Source organism: Ruegeria alba (assembly GCF_022321465.1).
In the GTDB taxonomy this organism is placed as follows: domain Bacteria; phylum Pseudomonadota; class Alphaproteobacteria; order Rhodobacterales; family Rhodobacteraceae; genus Ruegeria_B; species Ruegeria_B alba.
Genome location: NZ_JAKOEM010000051.1, coordinates 1 through 3,201, shown reverse-complemented (window position 1 = coordinate 3,201; position 3,201 = coordinate 1). Strand labels below are relative to the sequence as shown.

3 protein-coding genes are annotated in these 3,201 nt (G+C 66.1%); all 3 read left to right on the top strand.

Features of this window, described 5'->3' with window-relative positions; translation table 11 throughout:
- Nucleotides 1-1,944 (top strand): phage terminase large subunit family protein (locus MB818_RS21685; RefSeq protein ID WP_369426350.1); only part of this gene is annotated, 1,944 nt, incomplete at its 5' end.
- Nucleotides 1,941-2,168 (top strand): phage head-tail joining protein, encoded by a 228-nt coding sequence (locus tag MB818_RS21680; protein WP_238906494.1) that lies wholly within the window; start codon nt 1,941-1,943, stop codon nt 2,166-2,168. The genes MB818_RS21685 and MB818_RS21680, both read left to right, overlap by 4 nt.
- A gap of 5 nt (nt 2,169-2,173) precedes the next feature.
- Nucleotides 2,174-3,201, top strand: a 1,028-nt coding sequence (locus MB818_RS21675) for a phage portal protein (RefSeq protein WP_238906492.1), incomplete at its 3' end; no start/stop codon positions are given.

Here is a 3,201-nt window from a genome sequence, read left to right as displayed (position 1 = left end):
TCGAAACCGAGACTGATCTTGAGGGGATCGCCGATCCTGAAGCGGACGGTGGAGAAGGCCCTGGCGGTGCTGCGGCCCCCGCCGGACCTGACGATCAGCGCCTGGGCAGATCAGAACCGGAGGCTGAGTTCTGAGGCCAGCGCCGAACCGGGCCAATGGCGCACCAGCCGCGCCGAATATCAGCGCGGCATCATGGATGCGATCTCGGACGCAGGCAACGAAACGGTCGTTATTATGTCATCGTCACAATGCGGAAAGACCGAGTTGCAGTTGTGTACGGTCGGCTACCATATCGACCAGGACCCGGCACCGATCATGGTCGTGATGCCGACCGAGCGGGACGCGGAGACCTGGTCGAAGGACCGCTTCTCGCCGATGGCGCGGGACACGCCCTGCCTGCAGGACAAGATTGCCAACCCGAAATCCCGCGATGGCAACAACAAGATCCTGCACAAGCGGTTTCCGGGCGGTCATCTGACCATCGTGGGCGCCAACGCGCCCTCGGGTCTGGCAAGCCGCCCGATCCGGTTGCTCCTCTGCGACGAGGTGGACCGCTATCCGTTCAGCGCCGGCGCCGAGGGGGACCCGGTCAACCTCGCGAAGAAACGCACGGTGACCTTCTGGAACCGCAAGATCGTGCTGGTCTCGACGCCGACGAACAAGGGCGCGAGCCGGATCGAGGCGGCCTTTGAGGAAAGCGACCAGCGCCGGTTCTGGGTGCCGTGCCCGGACTGCGGGGCGGAACAGGTGCTGACCTGGGAGCAGGTCAAATGGGACAAGGCGGAGGATGGTAGTCATCGCCCGGAAACGGCCCGCTACCACTGCGCCGACTGTGATGCGGCCTGGAAGGATGAGACCCGCTGGGCCGCGATCTCGAAGGGCCGCTGGATTGCGGAAGCCCCGTTTGACGGAATTGCCGGGTTCCATCTGAACGAGATCTATTCGCCCTGGGTGCGGCTCGAGGCCATGGCCAAGGCGTTTCTCTCGGCACGCGCCGGTGGGGACGAGACGATGAAGACCTTCGTCAATACCTCGCTGGGTGAGACATGGATGGAAAGCGGCGAGGCCCCGGACTGGCAACGGCTGCAGGGGCTGAAGGAAGACTGGCGCGCAGGCACGGTGCCGGCGGGTGGTCTGTTCCTCACCGCCGGCGCCGACGTGCAGAAGGACCGGATCGAGGTCGATGTCTGGGCCTGGGGCAAGGGCCTGCAGAGCTGGCTCATCGACCACATCGTGATCGAGGGCGGGCCCGGCGATCCGGCCTGCTGGCAAAAACTCTCCGACCTGCTGAGCCGGACATGGCAACACGCGAGCGGCACGTCGATGACCACCGCACGGCTGGCGATCGATACAGGCTACGAGACGGCCGCCGTCTATGCCTGGGCGCGGCAGGTGGGCTTTGCGCAAGTTGCGCCGGTCAAGGGCCTCGAAGGCTTCAACCGCGCGAGCCCGGTGACAGGGCCAACATTCGTGGACGCGACGATCGCCGGCAAACGTCTGCGCCGCGGTGCCCGGCTCTGGTCTGTGGCAACCTCTACGTTCAAGGCAGAGACATATCGTTTCCTGCGGCTCGAGCCGCCGGAAACCAGCCCGGCGGATGGAGAGTGGTTTCTTCCTGGCGTCATCCATCTGCCGGGCTGGATCGATGCCGAATGGCTGAAACAGCTGACGGCCGAGCAACTGGTCACGGTCAAGACCCGGCGCGGCTTCGCGAAACTCGAATGGCAGAAGCTGCGCGAGCGCAACGAGGCGCTGGACTGCCGGGTCTATGCCCGCGCGGCCGCCTGGATCCTCGGGGCCGATCGCTGGTCGGACTCTCGGTGGGAGGAACTGGCGTCGCAGTTCGCGGGCAATGATGCAATGGACAACGCCTCAACCACGGCACAGCAACCGGCCCGCAGGGCACAGGTCCGCCGCGTCGCGCGGTCGAGTTACATGGGATGAGTTTGGGCATGGCGGATCTGGCAACACTGAAACTTCGCCGCGACGCGCTCACCGCACAACGCTCTTCCGGCGTCGCGCGCGTCAGCTACGACGGCAAGACGGTGGACTATCGCAGCCTGGCCGAGATCGACCGGGCCCTCGAGGCGCTGGATCGCGAGATCGCCAGTGCCGAGGGGCGACGCATGGTGCGCCATGTGCGCGTGACCGCGACCAAGGGCCTCTGAGCATCATGGGCCTCTTCGATCGTTTTCGCCGCCGGGGCTCCGGTGGCCCCGCTGCCATGCGCGCGCGCCTCGAAGGCGCCATGGCGAAACGTCGGCTGCGCGGCTGGAATCCGCCGCTCGAGAACATCAACGCGTTGGTCGCCTCCGGCGGTCCCCGGCTGCTGGCCCGGTCCCGCGAGTTGGTGGTGACCAACGGCTATGCGGCGAACGCCTGCGAGGCCTTTGCCGCGAACCTCGTGGGCGACGGGATCAAGCTCTCCTCGCTGATCGGGGACGCCGACCTGCGCGACCGGGTGCAGCGGCTGTGGCTGGCCTGGACCGACGAGGCGGACGCTGACGGTTTGACCGATTTCTACGGCCTGCAGGCCATGGTGGCGCGGGAGATGTTCGTCGCCGGCGAATGCTTTGTCCGCCTGCGCCCGCGTCGGGCCGAGGATGGTCTGCTGGTCCCACTGCAATTGCAGCTTCTCCAGTCCGAGATGCTGCCCTTCGAGAAGACGGAAACGGCAGCCAATGGCAACCGCATCCGCTGCGGGATCGAGTTCGATGCTACGGGTAAGCGCGTGGCTTATCACTTCCGCCGCCGACATCCCGGCGACAGCACCGATTTGGGCGCGGTCATCCCGGAGACGGTGCGCGTACCGGCTGGGGATTTGCTGCATATCTACCGGCCCATCGATGCGGGCCAGATCCGGGGGCTGCCGCATGTGGCCCCGGCGATGGTGCGTCTGTTCCTGCTCGATCAATACGATGACGCCGAACTCGACCGGAAGAAGACCGCGGCGATGTTCGCGGGCTTCATCACCAAGACCGCGCCGGAAGATCCCATGATGGGCGAGAGCGCGGCAGATCTCGATGGCGCGGCCATTGCCAGCCTCGAGCCCGGCACCATGCAGGTGCTGCTGCCGGGCGAGGATGTGAAGTTCTCGTCTCCGGCCGATGTCGGCAGCAGCTACGAGGCCTTCCAGTATCGCACCTTGCTTGCGGTCTCGGCCTCGCTCGGGCTGCCCTATCACCTCGTCACCGGCGATGT